15 protein-coding genes are annotated in these 20,005 nt (G+C 41.2%); 1 reads left to right on the top strand and 14 read right to left on the bottom strand.

Translation table 11 applies throughout. The features are described from left to right. Positions 1–148: 148 nt before the first annotated feature. From ftsZ to mraZ, 13 genes are all read right to left on the bottom strand, one after another. Positions 149–1,780, bottom strand: coding sequence for a cell division protein FtsZ (gene ftsZ, locus GGQ60_RS08755; RefSeq protein ID WP_183762492.1), 1,632 nt, complete (start codon positions 1,778–1,780; stop codon positions 149–151). 130 nt (positions 1,781–1,910) lie between these two features. Next, entirely contained in the window at positions 1,911–3,269 is a 1,359-nt protein-coding gene (ftsA, locus tag GGQ60_RS08750) for a cell division protein FtsA (RefSeq protein WP_183762490.1), read from the bottom strand. Positions 3,270–3,274: 5 nt separating this feature from the next. Continuing rightward, the gene (locus GGQ60_RS08745) at positions 3,275–4,495 is read right to left on the bottom strand and encodes a cell division protein FtsQ/DivIB (RefSeq protein WP_183762488.1); all 1,221 of its coding nucleotides are present in this window, start codon (positions 4,493–4,495) and stop codon (positions 3,275–3,277) included. Further along, positions 4,488–5,843 carry a UDP-N-acetylmuramate--L-alanine ligase gene (murC, locus tag GGQ60_RS08740; RefSeq protein ID WP_183762486.1) on the bottom strand — a complete coding sequence of 452 codons (1,356 nt, stop codon included), beginning with the start codon at positions 5,841–5,843 and terminating at the stop codon, positions 4,488–4,490. The genes GGQ60_RS08745 and murC overlap by 8 nt, the downstream gene beginning before the upstream one ends. A gap of 108 nt (positions 5,844–5,951) precedes the next feature. Further along, the gene (gene murG, locus GGQ60_RS08735; RefSeq protein WP_183762484.1) at positions 5,952–7,055 is read right to left on the bottom strand and encodes an undecaprenyldiphospho-muramoylpentapeptide beta-N-acetylglucosaminyltransferase; all 1,104 of its coding nucleotides are present in this window, start codon (positions 7,053–7,055) and stop codon (positions 5,952–5,954) included. Between the two features lie 173 nt (positions 7,056–7,228). Next, a complete protein-coding gene (locus tag GGQ60_RS08730; protein ID WP_183764717.1) occupies positions 7,229–8,416 on the bottom strand; it encodes an FtsW/RodA/SpoVE family cell cycle protein in 1,188 nt (395 codons plus the stop codon). A gap of 14 nt (positions 8,417–8,430) precedes the next feature. Then, positions 8,431–9,819 carry a UDP-N-acetylmuramoyl-L-alanine--D-glutamate ligase gene (gene murD, locus GGQ60_RS08725; protein ID WP_229685037.1) on the bottom strand — a complete coding sequence of 463 codons (1,389 nt, stop codon included), beginning with the start codon at positions 9,817–9,819 and terminating at the stop codon, positions 8,431–8,433. A 138-nt stretch (positions 9,820–9,957) separates the two neighbouring features. Further along, a complete protein-coding gene (gene mraY / locus GGQ60_RS08720; RefSeq protein ID WP_183762482.1) occupies positions 9,958–11,205 on the bottom strand; it encodes a phospho-N-acetylmuramoyl-pentapeptide-transferase in 1,248 nt (415 codons plus the stop codon). Beyond that, entirely contained in the window at positions 11,205–12,662 is a 1,458-nt protein-coding gene (locus GGQ60_RS08715; protein WP_183762480.1) for a UDP-N-acetylmuramoyl-L-alanyl-D-glutamate--2,6-diaminopimelate ligase, read from the bottom strand. Before GGQ60_RS08715 ends, mraY begins: the two co-directional genes overlap by 1 nt. Before the next feature lie 83 nt (positions 12,663–12,745). After that, the gene (locus tag GGQ60_RS08710) at positions 12,746–14,848 is read right to left on the bottom strand and encodes a PASTA domain-containing penicillin-binding protein (RefSeq protein WP_183762477.1); all 2,103 of its coding nucleotides are present in this window, start codon (positions 14,846–14,848) and stop codon (positions 12,746–12,748) included. Next, positions 14,838–15,260, bottom strand: coding sequence for an FtsL-like putative cell division protein (locus GGQ60_RS08705; protein WP_183762476.1), 423 nt, complete (start codon positions 15,258–15,260; stop codon positions 14,838–14,840). The genes GGQ60_RS08710 and GGQ60_RS08705 overlap by 11 nt, the downstream gene beginning before the upstream one ends. Further along, a complete protein-coding gene (gene rsmH, locus GGQ60_RS08700) occupies positions 15,257–16,162 on the bottom strand; it encodes a 16S rRNA (cytosine(1402)-N(4))-methyltransferase RsmH (RefSeq protein ID WP_183762475.1) in 906 nt (301 codons plus the stop codon). The genes GGQ60_RS08705 and rsmH overlap by 4 nt, the downstream gene beginning before the upstream one ends. Next, on the bottom strand, positions 16,152–16,619 hold the full coding sequence (gene mraZ / locus GGQ60_RS08695) for a division/cell wall cluster transcriptional repressor MraZ (RefSeq protein WP_183762472.1): 468 nt from the start codon (positions 16,617–16,619) through the stop codon (positions 16,152–16,154). The genes rsmH and mraZ overlap by 11 nt, the downstream gene beginning before the upstream one ends. A 446-nt stretch (positions 16,620–17,065) precedes the next feature. On the opposite strand from mraZ, the gene GGQ60_RS08690 reads away from it, so the two are divergent. After that, positions 17,066–18,637, top strand: a complete 1,572-nt coding sequence (locus tag GGQ60_RS08690) for a PepSY-associated TM helix domain-containing protein (RefSeq protein WP_183762469.1) — start codon at positions 17,066–17,068, stop codon at positions 18,635–18,637. 172 nt (positions 18,638–18,809) lie between these two features. On the opposite strand, the gene GGQ60_RS08685 is transcribed toward GGQ60_RS08690, so the two are convergent. Beyond that, complete coding sequence (locus tag GGQ60_RS08685; RefSeq protein ID WP_183762467.1) at positions 18,810–20,003, bottom strand: phosphoglycerate kinase; 1,194 nt, start codon at positions 20,001–20,003, stop codon at positions 18,810–18,812. Positions 20,004–20,005: the final 2 nt, after the last annotated feature.

Raw genomic sequence — 20,005 nt, 5'->3', positions numbered from 1 at the left:
TTATAAAATTTTGCGAATTTAAGCTTTATTCGTCTTAAAATCAACCTGCTTAACTATTTTAGCTTTTAACTTAGCCTTTTAGCACGCTAATTTTATGCCAAAAAAGCCCCGGCGTTACACCGGGGCTTTAAAAAGGTTTTAGTCTGTTTTAATCAACATTATCGTGTAAGAAAGAATTGTTCGGCCTGATCTCGGTACCACCATCCTGATCGTTGCTTAACGTAAATCTACTTACCTGCGATTCGGATGAATGCTGAACTTGTTGCAACTGCATTTGCTTACGTTTGTAAGCAGGCTCGTTTTCCAATTCCTGTAAACCGTTTGTGGTACGCAATTTCATGCTCAAATCTTTTAAACGTAAGATACGTTCTTTAGATTTTTTTAATTGCTCCTCCATCGATTCGTCACTTTTATTGTCGTCTAAACCTACAACAGGCATTTCGATTTGTGGCTCAGGCTCTGGCATTGGCTGCGCTTGTGCAACCGGTGTTTCGAATACAAAATTAGTTTCAGCTAATTTTACTTCGAACTCAAATCCGGTTTCCTTCGCTTCTTCTACCTGAGGCTCTTCCTCCATTAATGTATGACGGACCACATTATTTTCAGGCTCCTGAACTTTCTGAGGTTCAGATTTATTGAACATACCACCAAAAAGATCTGCCTGTGAAACCTCTTCTTTGGCTTTTAAAACAGGCTCATAAGATGGCGCTGCTTTAGGCTTAATAAAAGAGTTTACCGGTTCAACCGGGCGAACAAGCGGAGCTTCTTCAGGTGTTAAAAGTGATATTTTCTTTTTATTTTTTTCTTCGTTTACGCGTTCTTCAGAGGTTTGGAAACCTGTAGCAATAATCGTTACCGAAAGTTTATCGCCTAAAGATTCGTCAGTACAGTTACCCCAGATCAGATCAGCAGATAAACCGGCCTTTTCCTGGATATAATCGGTAATGATCGAAACCTCATCCATGGTTACTTCGCGCAGACCAGAACTAATATTCAACAAAATGTAACGGGCACCTTCAATTTCGCTATCCTTTAATAACGGAGAAGCCAAAGCTCCTTCTACTGCCTGTAAGGCACGATCGTCTCCTTCGGCAGCAAAGCTACCCATAATGGCCACACCGCTATCTTTCATAACGGTACGCACATCTTTAAAATCGACGTTGATATAACCCGGAACAGTAATGATCTCTGCGATTCCTTTAGCTGCAGTTGTTAAAATATCGTCGGCCTGGCCAAAGGCAGAACCCAGGGTTAAGTTTCCGAAAATTTCGCGCAGGCGATCGTTAGAGATTACCAGGTAAGAATCTACATATTTTTTCAGTTCTTCCAATCCTTCATCAGCCTGCAACTTACGTCTTTTCCCTTCGAAAGAAAATGGTGTAGTAATGATGGCTACAGTTAAAATATCAAGTTCCTTGGCCGCTTTTGCAATGATCGGAGAGGCTCCTGTTCCGGTACCACCACCCATTCCTGCTGTAATAAAAAGCATCTTGGTTGTATTACCCAACATTGCCTTAATATCATCTATATTTTCTATTGCTGAGTTTTTACCAACCTCAGGAATAGAACCAGCTCCCATTCCTTCGGTTAAACTAGCACCTAACTGTACCTTGTTAGGGATAGGGCTAGACTCCAAAGCCTGGGCATCTGTATTACAAATAATAAAATCCACACCAGTAATACCAGAAAGGTACATATGGTTCACCGCGTTGCCGCCACCGCCTCCAACACCAATTACTTTGATGATCGAAGACTTATCTTTTAACATTTCGAACTGCATATCTTTATGAATCAGTTGTTTAAAAATTTTTAAATTCTGTTCATTACTCCATGTAATATTAACACTTTTTCAACAGACGTTTTCCACAAGTGTTAAGAATGTGGAAAACTCTTTCTTTGTTGAAAAATAATTAGCTTTTCAGGTAATCCTCATCGCTTACATTCATGTCGTCCTGAATGAAAGTTCTTGTTTTTGCCAGTAATTTATCGAACAAACCCGGTCCGCGTTTTTCTTTTTCCTTGGCCGCTTTTGGTTTCTCAACAAAAACACCAGGTTGTTTCATTTCTTCAATCAGCTCTTCTGCTTTCTGGATTCCTTTGATCAGCAAACCAACACTGGTAGCATACATCGGGCTTTTCAGATCATCGTAAATCGCCTTAGGCATATCTTCGTATTTAGACAAATGCTCGTTAGGATAACCAATACGGCAATCTAAACCGGTAACATATTCTACCGCCTGCGATAAGTGCTTTAACAAGGCACCACCACCGGTAATTACAATACCACCGATTAGTTTTTTCTCGTAACCTGATGATTTGATCTCGTAGTAAACATGCTCGATGATTTCTTCCATACGGGCCTGAATTACATAAGCCAGGTTTTTAACTGAAATTTCTTTCGGTTCGCGGCCACGTAATCCCGGAACACAAATAATTTCGTTTTCTTTATTTTCTTCAGCCAGTGCTGAACCGAAACGCGTTTTTAGCAACTCAGCCTGATTGCGCATTACCGAACAGCCTTCCCTGATATCTTCTGTAACACTATTACCACCAAACGGGATCACCGCCGTATGGCGGATAATGCCTTCGTGGAAAATAGCGATATCGGTAGTACCACCACCAATATCAACCAGGGCAACTCCAGCTTCTTTTTCTTCCTCGCTCAACACCGATTCGGATGAAGCCAATGGTTCAAGAATTAAATCCTGAGTTTGCAAGCCTGCATTGTTTACACATTTAATGATATTTTTTACTGCGGTAACCTGACCGGAGATGATGTGGAAGTTGGCTTCCAGGCGTACTCCTGCCATACCAATCGGATCTTTGATACCCGGTTCGTTATCGATGGTAAATTCTTGCGGTAATACATGGATGATCTCCTCACCCGGCGGCATTACCAGCTTAAACATATCATCGATTAATTTATCGATGTCTTTTTTGCCGATTTCGTTGTTTAATTCTCTTCTGGTTAAAATTCCTCTGTGCTGTAAGCTCTTGATGTGCTGACCAGCAATACCCACATTTACCACCTGTATTTCTACATTGGATTGTCCGCTTGCTACTTCAACTGCTTGAGCAATGCCCTGTACGGTTTTTTGAATGTTAGAAACCACTCCACGTGTTACACCCGCCGATTCTGCCTTGCCTATTCCTAAGATCTCTATCTTACCGTGCTGTGTTCTACGACCAACGATAACACAAATTTTTGTAGTACCGATATCCAATCCTACTACAATGGGCGACTGACTGGTAAATTTTGCCTTGTCCATATTCGTTAATTTTGCTGAGTTTTATACAATTTTTCCAGGGCTTTGATTTCTTTCTCCCTCGCTTCTCGCTGCTTTTTTAAATCTGCCTCAGATTTTGCCGGCTTTGGCTGTGTTGTTACCGCTTGCTTCGGTTTTTCTTTTTTATCTGCCGGCTTCACTTCCTTAGGTTTATTGGCCTGCGTTGTTGCCGGTTTTTTTTCTTCTTTTTTTGTTGGTTCTGCTTTTGCAGGCGTTACCTTTTTTACTTCGGGTTTCTTTAATTCCTCTTTCCTGGCTTCTACCTTTTTAGGTTCGGGCTTTTTAGGGGCTGCTTCTTTCGGCTGATCGGCTTCAGGGCGGTCGTCCATTATGGTATTGATGGTACTTCTGATCAGCGAGTCCGCTACGTTACGCTGTATCCTCAAACTATCAGCTGCCGAAAATGTTTTCGATTTTTTCCCTAACTCTGTCGAATCTCTTTTCTCGCAAACAATCTGGTTGGTATATTTAATATTAATGGTTTTATAAGTATCCCAACCTACCTGCGGCATTGCCTTTTTATAAAACAGCAACAGGTTTTTCATTTTCTTTTCAAGCGAATCGGCATTCCCCAGAATAATACGCTGGTTACCCACCCTTGGGATTAATGTGATGTCGTTTTTCTGATCAACCACAATCTGTTCGATCTGCGAATCCCAAAGGGTATCTTTTTTAATGTACAGCGCCGTTTTATACAGATCGCGTCCTAACTGGGTATGCAAAGTATCAACCCTGCTGCCAAAAACTTCGGTAATATGACCAGTTGCAACCAAAACATTGGCAGTAAAGTTTGATGAAATAGGCATTTTTAAGCCATCATTATCGATGTAAAAATCCTGTCCGTTTTCATTTAAAATACGTACAATAGGCTGGCGCTGTTTTACTTCGATGTGCAGCACCCCATCCATATCTACATACACTTTGGCAAAACCGATATAAGGGTTGGATTGCAGTTTTTGCTCAATTTTATGGATATTGATATTCTCCAGGTTTCTGCCCAGCAATACCCCCTGATCTTGCTTTAAAATCTCGTCAATTTCTTCGCGCTCAATAAAATTATCAGCACCCGGGATGATAATTTTAACATCGGTACACTTAACCGTCTGCTTTTTAACATTGATAAACCCCAAAAGCACAACCACCCCTGCCAGGCTGATCAGCCAGGCAAAGCCGGTAAAAATTGCACTCCAGTTTATTCGTTTAAGCATTGTTTAATGTATTTTTTAAAGGTTCGATAATCGTATCAATATCACCGGCACCTACCGTTAAAATTAATTCAGGTTTTGTGTCCTTAACGTACTGAACCACAAAATCTTTTCCACATATTTTCTTTTCACTCAGGGTAACCTTATCCAGTAAAAACTGTGCATTTATACCCTCAAGCGGCAATTCTCTTGCCGGATAAATTTCTAGCAGCAGCAATTCATCGGCAGTGCTTAAAACTTTTGCAAATTCATCTGCAAAATCCCGCGTACGGGTAAACAGGTGCGGCTGAAAAACCACTGTTAGTTTTTTATCAGGATACAACTGCCGTACCGCATCAAAGCAGGCTTTCAGCTCTTCAGGATGATGTGCATAATCATCGATATAAATCTGATTGCCATTATTTACAATATATTCGAAACGGCGCTTAACCCCTTTAAAATTGGCAACAGCCTGTTTTACCTTATCTGCATCGATACCTAAAGCCAGGGCAATTGCAATGGCCACAGTGGTATTCTCTACATTATGTTTTCCCGGCAGCATTAGGCTGATGTCTTTTATGTTATGCGTAGCATCGGCATAATCGAATACAAACCTGGAACCTTCAACCCGCAGGTTCCCCGCTTTTACAGACGCAGTGTTACTGGCTGCATAACTGATACTGTTTTCTAAAGGCAATCCTTCGTGTACATACAGCGTCCCTTCGGCCTTCAGCTGTCCGGCGAACAACCTGAAAGATTCTTCAAGGTGGCTTTTATCACCATAAATATCCAGGTGATCGGCATCCATAGAAGTTACTACGGCCATGTCTGGATGTAAGGTCAGGAAAGAACGGTCATACTCATCAGCTTCTACCACAACCACATTATTATCGCCAAAAAGGACATTACTATTGTAATTAGTGGTTATGCCGCCTAAAAATGCCGTACAATCGTAACCTGTATCTTTTAAAATGTGCGCTACAATTGATGAAGTGGTGGTTTTACCGTGAGTACCGGCAACGGCAATGCAAAACATCCCCTTACTGATAATGCCCAATACCTCAGAACGCTTTTTAAGGCTAAAACCTTTATCCATGAAGTGATTTAAAATCTTCGAGTCTTTTCTTATAGCCGGTGTATAAACCACCAGGGTATCGTCCTCATTCTCTAAAAATGAAGAAGGCAATGAGGCAGCTTCATCTATGTAGGTAATTAAAATACCTTCCTGTTCCAGTTTTTCGGTCAGCTTGGTCCTGGTCTTATCATAACCACAAACCACCTGCCCGCGTTTAGCAAAATAACGGGCAAGTGCACTCATGCCGATACCACCGATACCTACAAAGAAAACCCTGTTTATTTTACTTAATTCCATTTTTTTTGATTTGAGATGCTAGATAAGGGATTTGAGACTTGAGAATGCGACATAAAGCCTAATCTCAAATCTAATTTCTCCTATCTCCCATCTGTTTTTTCATATCTCTTATTTAATCAATTTCAATACCTCGCCGGCAATAATTTCGTCGGCTTCGGGCAGTGCCATTTTACCTATATTTTCAGCAAGCTTTTCGCCCTGTTCTTTATGATTTAAAAGTTCGAGGGCTGCCTTTACCAAAGTATCTTCGGCAGAGCGGTCGTTAATTAACAGTGCTGCTCCGTTTTTCACCAATGCCATTGCATTTTTGGTTTGGTGATCTTCTGCCACATTTGGCGAAGGCACCAAAATAACCGGTTTTCTGATCAAACAAAGTTCAGCAATGGTTCCCGCCCCTGCCCTGCTGATGATAACATCGGCAGCAGCATAAGCCAGGTCCATCTTATTTAAAAACTCAAGGATGCGAACGTTTGGATGATAATCAAGCCCCAACCTTTCAACAATCCCCTGGTAATAATATTTACCTGTTTGCCAGATCACCTGCACATCCTGCGCAATAATATCAGGCAGGTGTTTTTCAATTGCTTTATTCAGCGTTCCGGCGCCCAAACTACCCCCGGTAACCATAATGGTCTTTTTCAAGGGATCGAGTTTTAGCAGCTCTGCACCCTGAAAATGTTTCCCCTGGATGTCTACTACTTCCTTCCGGACAGGGTTTCCGGTTTTTAAAATTCTATCTGCAGGAAAAAACTGATCCATCCCATCAAAAGCAACGCATATTTTGGATGCTTTTTTACCCAACCATTTATTGGTTACGCCGGCATAAGAATTCTGTTCCTGGATGAGGTAAGGGATTCCTTTTAAGGAAGCTGCATACAACAAAGGCCCGGAGGCGTAACCACCTACCCCCACAACGGCATCGGGCTTAAACTCTTTAATAATCTGTATCGCTTTATTTACGCTACCGATAACCTTAAATGGAAGTGCCAGATTTTTCACAATCGAGCCGCGTTGCATTCCGCTGATGTTTAAGCCAATAATCTTATATCCGGCCGCAGGAACCTTTTCCATTTCCATCCGGCCTGTTGCGCCCACAAATAAAATATCACAGGAAGGGACCAAGCGTTTAAGCGCATTGGCTATGGCTACGGCGGGAAAAATGTGCCCGCCGGTGCCACCACCTGATATGATAATTTTTGGGGAATTATTCATTTACTGTTTAATTAATTTTTTTAACCGCAAAGCGCGCAAGGTTTTCGCAAAGCGCACTAAGTTTATTTACCACGAAGGCATAAAGTATTTTGGTGCCTGGTTTAATTTTTCAACCTTTCAACGCTCTAAGCATTCCAACACTCAACCCTCCACCTTCGACCGTTCAACCTTCATTAAGCCATCGCCAGAATCTCTCCAACGATGATTTTATTATTTGTCTTTTCTTCTTTCGAAGTCAATTTTGCATTTTCTTCCACATCACGGCTTACACTTAAAATAATGCCAAAAGCCACACTGGTAAAAATCATGGAAGTACCTCCCATGCTAACCAGCGGAAGCGGAACCCCGGTAACCGGACCTAAACCAACTGCTACCGCCATATTGGCAAAAGCCTGAATGGTAAGGCTGAAACTTAGCCCTGCTGCAAGCAGTGCCCCAAAGGCCTTGGGTGCCCGCGTGACAATCTTAATACACCGGTATAAAAGCACCAGGTATAGTATCATGATTACAATTCCTCCCACAGTTCCCCATTCTTCAATAATAATGGCGAAAATAAAATCCGAATACGGGTGTGGCAGGAAATTGCGTTGTGTACTATTACCTGGTCCTTTACCAAAAACACCACCAGTAGCCAAAGCAATTTTTGCCTGGTCTGCCTGGAAAGTTTTATCTGAATGCTGCATTTCGGGGTGCATAAACGAGTTTATACGCGACATGTAAGTTTTCCTCCTTGGACCTAAAAAGAAAACAAACATTAACAGGATAAAGCCACCTGCACAAACTATGGCAATCTGCTTGATACTGATCCGTCCGATAATTAACAGCAAAATACTTACACCAAACAACATTAATGCGGTAGAGAGGTTGGCCAGTGCAATTAACACAAACACTACACAAACCGATCCCATAATTGGTATAAATGATTCTTTTACATCTTTAATATTCTCTTGTTTTTTGGTGAGCATACGCGCCAAAAATGTAATCAATGCAAGCTTGGCCAAATCGGACGTTTGGAAGGTCAGCCCGATTACCGGAATTTTCACCCAGCGCGATGCATCGTTTAAGTTGGTTCCGAATATCAGCGTATAAAACAGCAAAGGAATGGTTACAATCATGAGCACCTTCGAAATACCGGCATAATAACGGTAATCGAGCAGGTGGGCGATATAAATCATGCCAATACCCAACAACACAAAAATCAGGTGTTTGGTTAACAAAAGCTTTTCAACTGCTTCGCCCTTTTTATATGCCAAAGTTCCCGTTGCGCTATACACTGCCATTACTGATATAAGCGAAAGCAGGATGATGATCAACCAGATCCACCTGTCGCCTTTGGTTTTATTAAGTAGTGCCTGCAACATCATTGAGCCTCCTATTATAATTCTCTAACTGCCGCTTTAAACTGGTTACCGCGGTCTTCATAATTTTTAAACAAATCAAAACTTGCACAAGCTGGCGAGAGCAAAACCGTATCGCCACGTTTAGCCAGGTGAAACGCAATTTGAGCAGCCTCATCAGCCGAAAAAGTATTTACAATTACCTCTACATCTTCCTCAAAAGCATCGTGGATGCGTTTATTGTCTTTACCTAAACAAACTATCGCCTTAACCTTACTTCTTACCAGATCTTTAAGCATGCTGTAGTCGTTGCCTTTATCAACACCGCCCATAATGAGTACAACATCGCTGGTCATACTTTCCAGGGCATACCAGGTAGAATTTACATTGGTAGCCTTACTATCGTTGATAAAATCGATTCCAGAAATTTTAGCTACATGCTCCAGGCGATGTTCAATGTTCTTGAAATTACCCATGCTTTCGCGGATAGATTCATTTCTTAGTTCTAAAACTTTAGCTACAATGCCAGAAGCCATAGAATTATAAACGTTGTGCTTGCCCTGTAAGGCTAAATCTGAAATAGACATGGTTAGTTGATTAGTTGGTTCAGTAAGGATATGTATAGTTGTTTCTTCTAAGTAAGCACCTGTTTCAACCGGTTTTACAATCGAAAAAGGATAAGTTTTGGCAAGAGGTTTGGCAATGGCCATGGCTTTTAAGCTTTCCTCATCATCGGCACAGTAAATGAAAACATCATTTGCCGTCTGGTTTTGGATAATGCGCATTTTTGATGCTGCATAATTCTCCAGTTTATAATCGTACCGGTCTAAATGATCGGGCGTGATATTCAATAAAACTGCAATGTCTGCCTTAAACTCAAACATATCATCGAGCATGAAACTCGAAATTTCAAGCACATAATAATCATATTGATCGGTAGCCACCTGAGCTGCAAAACTCTGCCCGATATTACCAGCCAAGCCTACATTTAAACCAGCATTTTTTAAAATGTGATAAGTTAACAGGCTTGTGGTCGATTTTCCGTTTGAGCCGGTAATGCAAATGGTTTTAGCGGCGGTATAGCGTTTGGCAAACTCGATTTCCGAAATCACCGGGATACCCTTTGCTACCAATTTTTTAACAATTGGAGCCGTAGGCGGAATACCAGGGCTCTTAATCACTTCAGTGGCACTCAGAATTAATTCTTCGCTATGCTTTTCAGATTCGAAAGGCACACCCAGTTTTTCAAGAGCAGCTTTATACTTGTCGGCAATTACACCATAATCGGAAACAAATACCTCGAAACCTTTGGCCTGTGCCAGCTTTGCAGCACCAACACCGCTTTCGCCGGCGCCAAGAATAACCACACGGCCCTGCCCGGTCATTGCTGACGTAGTATTGCTAGATGTGATGTTACTTGTGCTCATTTTATTTTTTTAGCATCGAGTAGTAAGTATTAGTATCAAGTACTACTCAATAATTTTTTCATTATTCAGGATACCCGGGGCACCTTGTTATTCTTTTTAAATCGGAGTAATAAATCCTACCCCTAAACCTTATACTTTCTACCTTAGCTTAAGTGTTACAATGGTCATAATGGCCAGCATGATTCCAATGATCCAAAAGCGTGTTACAATTTTGGCTTCGTGGTAGCCCTTTTTCTGGTAATGGTGGTGTAATGGCGACATCAGGAAAATCCGGCGCCCCTCTCCAAACTTCTTCTTGGTATACTTAAAGTAAGAAACCTGCATAATTACCGAAACCAGTTCTACCAGGAATATTCCACATAAAATCGGGATCAAAAGTTCTTTACGGATCATCAGCGCAAAAGCGGCAATAATACCTCCTATAGCCAAACTTCCGGTATCGCCCATAAAAATCTGAGCGGGGTAAGAATTGTACCAGAGGAAACCAACACATGCTCCAACAAACGCTCCGGCAAAAATCATCAGCTCTGCGGAATTAGGGATATACATGATATTCAGGTAATCAGCCATGATCGTGTTACCGGAAACATAAGCCAAAATACCCAGGGTAATGCCAATTACGGCAGAAGTACCTGTTGCAAGCCCATCAATACCGTCAGTAATATTTGCTCCGTTCGAAACCGCAGTGATGATAAATACTGTAAAAGCCAAAAAGATAATAAAAGCATACTTCTGGTAATCGCCGCCTAAAAACTTCAGCACCTTGGCATAATCGAACTCATTGTTCTTATAAAAAGGCATATTGGTTTTAGTCGATTTTACATCCTGGGTATAATAAAAAGTTTCACCTTTCTGGCGCAATACCATTGGCACAGAAGACGTATTTTTCACATTATCCTGAACCGTTTCTCTTACTACGATATTGGGATGAAAATACATTGTAGTACCAACAATGAGTCCCAATCCTACCTGACCAACCACCTTGAAACGACCGGCCAGGCCTTCTTTATTTTTCTTGAAAACTTTGATATAATCATCCAAAAAGCCAATTGCTCCCATCCAGATCGTGGTAATCACCATCAGAATAACATAGATATTGGTAATATTGGCAAAAAGCAATGTAGGGATTAAAATACCCAGCAAAATAATGATACCACCCATGGTTGGGGTACCCTGTTTCTGCATCTGGCCTTCCAATCCTAAATTTCTTACCGTTTCCCCTACCTGTTTTTTATGCAAAAAATCGATCAGCCTCCGGCCATATACCGTAGTGATGATCAGCGATAAAATGATAGAAACTGAAGCACGGAAGGTGATGTATTGAAACAACCTCAATCCGGGAATGTCGTAATGCTTATGCAGGTATTCGAATAATAAATATAACATTAGCTGATCGGGTTTAATTGTTCAAGTAAAATTTCTTTATCATCAAAATGATTCTTAACACCGTTTATTTCCTGGTATTTTTCGTGCCCTTTTCCGGCTATTAAAATAATGTCTCCTGGCTGAGCCAAGTGGCAGGCTGTTTTAATGGCTTCTTTCCTGTCTAAAATAGATAAGGTTTTGCGCTTGTTGCTTGGCGATACACCGGCTTCCATTTCGTTGATAATCGTTTGCGGATCTTCAGTACGCGGATTATCGGAAGTCAGAATTACTTTATCGCTCCAATCGCAGGCTACCTGCGCCATTACCGGACGTTTGGTTTTATCACGGTCGCCACCACAGCCAATTACCGTAATGACCTGTTCGGTACCTTTACGGATATTGGCAATGGTACTCAGTACATTCTGCACCGCATCGGGTGTATGTGCGTAATCTACAATACCAATAATTTTATCGGGCGAAGTGATATAATCAAAACGGCCTTCAGCACCAGACAAACTGCTTAAGAGGGTTAACACCTTTAATTTATCCTGTTCGAGCAGAACAGCTGTACCGTATACAGCAAGCAAGTTGTAGGCATTAAAAGATCCCACCAGCTTAAAATAAACGTCTTCGTTATCAATATCCAGGTGCAAGCCGCTGAACTGGTTTTCAATAATTTTAGCTTTAAAATCGGCCAGTTGTTTAAGCGCATAAGTTTTTTTATGTGCCCTGGTATTCTGCAGCATCACCATACCGTTTTTATCATCGGTATTGGTCAGTGCAAAGGAAGATTTAGGTAAACCATCAAAAAACGCCTTTTTAGCCTTCAGGTAACTATCGAAAGTTTTATGAAAGTCTAAATGGTCGTGTGTAATATTCGAGAACACGCCGCCCGCAAACGTTAAGCCTTCAATACGGTGCTGAGCTACCGCATGCGAGCTCACTTCCATAAAACAGTAATCGCAACCGGCATTTACCATATCCCTTAAAAGCTGGTTGAGCGCAATGGGATTTGGTGTAGTATGCGTAGCTGGTACTACCGTATCGTTAATATAATTTTCGACCGTTGATAATAATCCGGTTTTATAACCTAAAGCTTTAAACAACTTAAATAAAATGGTGGCGATGGTGGTTTTTCCGTTTGTACCGGTAATACCTACCAATTTTAAACTGGCAGAAGGATTGCCAAAATAATTACCGGCCATAATACCCAAAGCCACCGAAGTATTTTCTACCTTAATATAGCTTACCTCTGCGTTTAGCTGTTCGGGCAGGTTTTCGCAAACAATCACGGTAGCTCCATCTGCAATGGTCTGATCGATAAACTGATGCCCATCAGCCAACGTTCCAACGATTGCAAAGAAAACATCACCTTTACCTACCTTACGTGAATCGAAATTCAGCGCATTGATTTCCCTATCGGTTCTACCAACCAATTCTTTAATCGTTACACCGTAAAGTAAATCTTGTAATTGCATTTTTTTATTCTTTTTAGTATCAGGTATTCAGAATCAGATATTAAGACCTTAAGCCTTTAACCCTATACCTTTAACCTTTTACCTTAATTCAATTCAATCTGTACACCTAATCCTTTGCCCACTTTTGTACCAGCAGCTATCGACTGACTGATTACTTTTCCAGATCCCAAAACCTTCGTTTTTAATCCGGCATTTCCTAACAGATAAAGTGCATCTTTTAGTCCCATCCCTGTTACGTTCGGCATGACACCTTTACGCTCGCTATTTTCCTGGAAAATTGTTCCTGCACTGGTATCTATAATATTGTAATACTCCGATTTTGAAGCAAAAAGCGGCTTAAATCCAAAAGCTTTATACACTTTCTGAGTCGCTTTACTCTGTCCGGCTTTTGTAGGCGGTGTTCCGGTATTCCCTACCAAGCGGTTAGGAACATCATTGTACATCTGCATATCGCTGGCATAAATGCGATCGGCAACCTCCCTAAACACCGGTCCTGAAACCAGCGCACCGTAATAAGCCCCTTTTGGATCGTTAATTACCACAATCATCGAATATTTAGGCTTATCGGCCGGAAAATACCCTACAAAAGAAGCCTGGTACTGGCGTTTGGCTTTATAGCCTTTATTGGCATCAGCCACCTGTGCGGTACCTGTTTTACCTGCAATTTTATACAAAGGATTATATACAATCTGTTTACCGCTACCTTCCAGCACTACTCCCTCCAGCATACTTTTAATTTTACTTAAGGTTACATCAGAACAAATTTTTTCGCTAATTACCCTGGCTTTAAACTGCTCAATCGGGTTACCAAGCCTCCTGATCTCTTTCACGAAAATTGGCGCTATCATTTTACCATTGTTGGCCACTGCATTATAAAGCGACAACATTTTCAATGGTGTTAACTGCATTTCATAACCATAAGCCATTTGCGGCAAAGTCATGTTCTTGTTCCAGCTTTTATTTGTTTTTGGATTCTTTACTGCCGGTGTGGCTTCGCCAGGGATTTGCAGTCCCATTTTTTCATTCAAATGCCAATCGTACAAATGATCTGTAAACTTTTTAGGATCTGTCCCATATTTACTATTGATCAGGTACGCAATTGCCGCATTTGATGATTGTTCGAAGGCTTTTTTAACCGTAACCACACCGATGCTTCCGTGAGAATCCTTAATGGTATGCCCAGGAATTTTATAAGTACCCGTTCCAACCATGGTATTGGTATCAACCAGTTTATCTTCCAATAAAGCCATATATGAAGCCAATTTGAACGTCGAACCCGGATCCTGGTTACCTGCAATAGCATAGTTAAATTTCTCTTTGTAAACACCTTCTTCTACCTTCGAAAAATTGGCTACCGCACGGATCTCACCGGTTGCAACTTCCATTAAAATCACTGTACCATGATCGGCCTGCGATTTGATCAACTGTTTTTCCAGTGCGCTTTGCGCCAAATCCTGCATATTCACATCAATGGTCGAAATAATATCAGCCCCGTCTTTTGGAGCCACTTCAGCCTCCTCATTTACCGGAATATACACACCACCGGCAATGCGCTGCATGAGCCTTTTTCCGGTTTCACCATTGATATACTCTTTATAGGCACCCTCTAAACCCACCCCATTGGCCACATTTTCGTTTTTATAACCAATGGTACGGGCAGCCAAAGCCTGGAAAGGAAGAATGCGTTTATTTTGCTGCACAGCGATTAAACCACCACTGTATTTACCAATATTATAAAGCGGAAAAGTTCTGATCGTTTTTAAATCGGCATACCCAACTTTGCGGTGAATCAATAAATAACGCGCACTATCCTGACGGCCTTTACGCAGGTAGCGGGCATATTCTTTTGCTGTTTTATCCTGAAAAATCTGCGCCAGCTTATAGCCCAATGAATCCACTTTTTCATTAAACACTTTATCATCGGCAATACCGCCGGCAAACATATCCATACGCAATTCGTATTCCGGAATCGATGTAGCCAGCAAACTGCCATCGTTAGAGTAAATATTCCCACGGGTTGCCTCTACACTCACATATCTCGTAGAAAGACTATCTGCCATAGCTTTCCATTTTTTTCCCTGTACAAACTGCACCTGACCGAGGCGTAAAAACACCGCAAAAGCAAAAAGCACAATTAAGCCAAATGCCAGATATACACGAAGCAAGATGTTTGCTCTAATATTCATCGCTTTTAACAATTATTTTTTTTGGTGGTTCAATCAGTTCTTTTATCCCCAGGGTATCAACCTTTTTGGCTACTTCCGTCAGCTTACTTTTAAACATCAGGTCGGCCTTTAACGATTTATACTCCCATCGCAATTCTTTTACTTCTTTATTTAACTTATCAATACGGCGCACATTATTTACCGCAAAGTGGCTATTGGCAATGTAAACCATTCCTAAAAAAGCCAAAAAACACAAATAAGGCAACGCATCAGTTGCTGCCTCCTTACTTACCAATCCATCATTAAAAAGCTTGCTGATGAAGGAATTACTATCCATTTTCTCTTCAGCAGTTTTCGGCTTTTTGGGCACAGCTTTTAATTCCGGCTCAGGTCCAGTTTCCTCTTCTTCTATCTCTTCTCTAAACCTGTTCATATTTTTTCTGCAATTCTTAGTTTCGCACTGCGGGCCCTGTTGTTTTGCACAATCTCCTCATCAGTGGCAACAATCGCTTTACGTGTAATCACATTAAATGGCTTCTGCTGGTTCCCGAAAAAATCCTTCTCCACTTCTCCCTGGAATTTCCCTTTTGCCATGAAGTTTTTAACCGGCCTGTCTTCTAGCGAATGATAAGACATTACCACTAAATGACCACCCGGTTTTAACACCTCAGCCGCCTGCTGCAAAAAATCTTCAAGCACCTGAATTTCCGCATTCACCTCTATCCTAAGCGCCTGGAAAACCTGCGCCAGGTATTTATTTTCTTTTCCTTTAGGGATGTAAGCCGATATAGCCGATTTCAGGCTGTTGATATCCGTGAAAGGTTTTTCCAAGCGGGCAGTAACAATGGCCCTGGCCAAAGACTTCGCATTTTTTACCTCACCATAGATCCCAAAAATTTTATGCAGCTTGTCTTCAGCATAAGTATTCAGGATTTCAGCAGCCGTTAAATTGCGGTGCTGATCCATACGCATATCCAGATCGGCGTTATGACGGATCGAAAAACCACGTTCCGGCACATCAAACTGATGCGAAGAAACCCCCAGATCAGCCAAAATACCATCAACCTGCCTAAACCCTTTTAAACGGAGATTATTTTTTAAGAAGCCAAAATTCTGATCGATAAAAACAAAACGCTCATCTGAAGGAATATTAGCCTGCGCATCCGGATCCTGGTCAAAAGCAATTAAGGTTCCTTTCGGACCAAGATGTTTTAAAATTTCTTTCGAATGACCACCGCCACCGAAAGTAACATCTACATAAACCCCGTCAGGCTTAATGTTTAAACCATCGATACAGGGCTGCAGCATTACAGGTACATGATAGTTATTCTCCATCTGCACCTCCTTTCTTACCGCCCATTACCTTCTGAGCCAGACTGGCAAAATTGGCCGGCACATCATCAAAGATATCTTCGTACGATTTTTTATCCCAAACCTCAATGCGATCTAACTGGCAGGCCAAAACCAGGTCACTACCGATACCCGCATATTCGACCAACGATTTCGGCAACAATACACGGCCAGCAGCATCAAGCGAAAGCTCAGTTGCCCCACGCGTAAACGCCCTTACAAAGGCACGGTTTTCCTGATCGTAAATATTGAGCTTGGCAAGGTCGGCCACAACAGCGTCCCAAACATTTTTAGGATAGATAACCAGGTTTTTCTCAAAACCACGGTTAATTATGAGCCCATCATTCTCGGCATTAGGCAATTGTTTCTTAAGCGCAGCAGGCACCATAAGGCGGCCCTTTGCGTCAAGTTTACAATCAAATTCTCCTAAAAGTTGGGTCATAGTGGTATCTACACTTTTTATCTAGTGTAAAAGTAAAGAGTTCTACCACTTTTTACCACTTTTTACCACAAAAAAGTTTTCCACATCTTTTTTGTTACGATAATGGCTTCACAATATTAACAGAATAAGCTAATGAAAACAACCAAAAACCGCTTATATACTGATAATAAGCAGGTTAAAAGTAATTTTCAATAAAGTGTCACGCTGGCCCATTTTTACACTCAAATTTTAGGGTTTTAGCAGAAAATCGCTTATTCATGAGATTTAAAATTGAAATACACCTGTTACTTTTTTGGTGAATTTTCTAATACATACTCCAATAACGCGTGCGCATTTATAAACAATAGGTAATCGTAATTTAGACTCATTAAAAATAATTTGGATAAGCGGGATGAAAGCTATTTCTTTGTAACAAACAAATCTGAATACGTTCCCGGTTAAACTAAATGAAGTCAGCAGGCAATTCTAAAAAAATCAGTTGGGCAAAACACCAAAAAAGATGGTTCGGTAAATGGCACCTTTATCTTGGGATTATTGCAGGTGCGATAGTGGCCTTTGTAGGTTTAACAGGTAGCATTCTTGTTTTCCAGGATGAGATAGACCGTGCTTTAAACCCAAAGCTGTTCGGGGTAATTGCCCAAAAGCAAAAAATGCCGGTAGAAGAGCTTGTACCGCTCATTAAAAAGAACTATCCCAAACTCAAAATCGACTACCTGATGCTGAACAACTTCAAAAATCCCAATGAAGCTTACAGCGTTTTGGATTTAAAAAGCAATGAAGAAACTTTTATTAATCCCTATACAGGAAAAATAGGTGGCAAAAGAATACACACCAGTTCTTTTATCCATGTGGTTACCGAACTGCACCGGACCTTACTGATCCCCATTGTGGGGCGGTATATCTGTGGCTTGGCCTCCCTTTGCCTTTTGATCTTAACCATTTCAGGCCTGCGTTTATGGATCCCAAAGAAATGGAAACAGTTAAAATCAGCACTTACGGTAAGGTTTAGCGGTTCTTTTAAAAGACAAAATTACGACTGGCATAATTCACTCGGCTTTTATTCCTCTCCCATTATAGCGATACTCAGCCTTACCGGTTTTTCCATTACTTTTTCTACGCTTGTTATCCCCCTGTTGTTTGTACTTAGCGGAAAATCGCCGCAAGGAGTTGCCCAGCTCTTAGGCGCAAAATCGGCATGGCATGCACAGGCCGTACCCCTGCCGCTTAAACAGGTTGTTGCCGCGGTTAAAGAAAAAATGCCGGATGCCCATATTGGAGGAATAGCATTTCCGGCAGACAAAATGGGCACATACCGGTTAGATGTGTTGAGCGGAAGCCTACCTAAACAAGGGAAACGGGAAATGTTAGTGGTTGACCAATATACAGGCAAAGTATTGCTGAACAGCCGCAAGGATTTCCCTAACGTTGGTAATGCCTACCTTAGCTGGTTAACCCCCATCCATTACGGTAGTTTCGGGGGCAGGCCTACGCAGCTTATTGCCATTATTGCAGGTTTAATGCCATTGGCGCTTTTTATTACCGGATTTGTGATCTGGTGGCCTCGCTATAAAAAACAGAAAAGGGGTAATAAGCAAAAAACAAATGACGCGGATTTTGATGCATCATTAGCAACTGTTCTGGATGAAAAAAAATCAGAGCCGGCGAAAATTAAAACACCACTTCCCAAACCGGGCAAATATTTTGTAATTAATTTTATATCGGGATTAAAATATGCTTTGATCATCCTTCCGATCAGTTTTATTATGGGTGCACTATATGGCCTGCCTTCCGGAATCATTATCCAGCCGGCCGTTTTTGTAGTGGCTTTCAGCTGTGTAATGGTCTGCTTAAATTTCACCTGTGCCTTGCTGTCGGAAGTGTTCAACATCCTGTTTTTAATTCCGTTTAAAAAAGGAAGTGATCAGGTAACGCGATATTTTGCACTCTCAACTGCATTTTTGGTATGTTACCTGGCTGTTTATATGGTATTGCTAAATACCGGATGGGAGGTTTTTTAGGTCCGCTTCTAGATGTTCTGTTCTGACAGTTTTGATTGATTTAATACCTGGATAAACATTAGCCCGGAATCCACTGAAACACAGATTGCTTATCAGGAAATGGTAATATCTTTACTACAAAAAAGGCCTCGCAAATATCATCTGCAAGGCCTTTAATATTTTATGCTTTTTTTTACCCGTTAATGGCTTTAACGCCTGGTAATTCTTTACCTTCCATATATTCGAGTAAAGCGCCACCACCGGTAGATACATAACTTACCTCATCTTCCAATCCGAATTTGGCAATCGCCGCAGCCGAATCTCCCCCGCCGATCAACGAGAATGCTCCGTTATCTTTGGTTGCAGCCACAACCGCATCAGCTACTGCTTTTGTACCCACCTGGAAGCTTTCCATCTCGAAAACCCCCATCGGACCATTCCACAATAAAGTTTTAGAGTTTTTAATCACATCCTGAAATAACTCAGCAGTTTTCGGACCGATATCCAATCCCATCCAATCTGCCGGAATATGGCCTGCCGCCACATCTTGTTTAGCAGCATCGTTTGCAAATTTATCTGCAATAACGGTATCAATTGGTAAAATCAGGTTTACACCTTTTGCTTTGGCTTTTTCAAGCAACGCTAAAGAAAGCTCTTGCTTATCAGCCTCCAGTAATGAAGTACCTATTTCGCCACCCTGCGCTTTTGCGAAAGTATAAGCCATACCTCCACCAATAATCAGGTTATCCACTTTCTCTAATAATTTTTCGATCAAAAGAATTTTATCGGATACTTTGGCTCCACCCATAATGGCAGTAAAAGGCCGTTCTGCATGGTTCAGAATTTTCTCTGCATTTTCTACTTCTGAAGCCATTAAATAACCGAAGTATTTTGCATGAGGAAAAAATTGCGCAATAATTGAGGTCGAAGCATGTGCACGGTGTGCCGTCCCAAAAGCATCGTTTACATAAACATCGCCCAGTTTTGATAATTTTTCAGCAAAAGAAACATCACCTTTTTCCTCTTCTTTGTAGAAACGGAGGTTTTCCAGCAATAAAATCTCACCAGGTTTTAAATCTGCAGCCTGTTTTACCGCACTTTCACCGATACAATCATCAGCAAATTTTACATCAACACCGGTCAAAGCAGATAAATCGCCTAAAATGTGTTTTAAAGAATATTTATTGGTTGGTCCATCTTTCGGACGGCCCAGGTGCGACATTAAAATAACAGCACCACCATCTTTTAAGATTTTAGAAATGGTAGGTAAGGCAGCCCTGATCCTTTTATCATCAGTAATTTTAAATTCGTCGTTTAAAGGAACGTTAAAATCTACCCTAATCAGGGCTTTTTTATCTTTAAAGTCGAACTGGTCAATTGTGTTCATGT

The sequence above is a fragment of the Pedobacter zeae genome, from assembly GCF_014196715.1.
Lineage (GTDB): Bacteria > Bacteroidota > Bacteroidia > Sphingobacteriales > Sphingobacteriaceae > Pedobacter > Pedobacter zeae.
The sequence above is the reverse complement of the archived record's forward strand: the minus strand, read 5'-3'. Positions and strand labels throughout refer to the sequence as shown.